The sequence below is a fragment of the Bacillus sp. G16 genome, from assembly GCF_021282335.1.
Classification (GTDB): Bacteria; Bacillota; Bacilli; order Bacillales; family Bacillaceae; genus Bacillus; species Bacillus inaquosorum.
On sequence record NZ_JAJSOZ010000059.1, the window covers coordinates 1 to 552 of the forward strand.

Annotated in this window: 1 protein-coding gene; it reads left to right on the forward strand. The window is 43.8% G+C overall.

Annotated features, from left to right (window positions below):
* Positions 1–247: 247 nt before the first annotated feature.
* Positions 248–552: peptidoglycan-binding domain-containing protein (locus tag LWH95_RS21515; protein ID WP_232920352.1), on the forward strand; the 305-nt coding region annotated here is incomplete at its 3' end.

The window sequence follows — 552 nt, forward strand, 5'->3', positions numbered from 1 at the left end:
TCATAAGACTGGTGCGTATCACTGCCATTAAAGTAGTTAATAACGGATATCCCCGGTTCACCGGGGATGTTCCATATTTCTAATTTGCGGGTGTCTATTTTTGATTAAGTTTTTTAACATAATTTCAGGTGTTTTATTTGTGCTTTTGGTTTCCCCGGGGGAGTTAGAAGCACACTCTGGAGGGTTGAATGCGCAGGGGTGCCACGGAGGCAGTGTTCCGTATCATTGCCATCGATCCCCATCAGATATGGTTACTACTCAGGGCGGGAGAAATAGATTGCGTTGTGACCTAGGTAGCCGTTCATCAGAATGTCGAACCTCAACAAGAGGGGGGAGTTATGATTTATCTTCCAGTACATTTAGGTCTGACGTTTACCAGATTCAGAGTAAACTAGTTCGGCATTGCTCAGACCTTAGGCCAAGTTTTGTTGATGGTTATTTTGGACCGGCAACTGAACGTGCCTTGAGACGGTTTCAGAGTGCTTATGGATTATCAGTTGATGGGATATATGGCCCAGAAACTGAAAAAGCATTAAATGGATTAGTTACTGG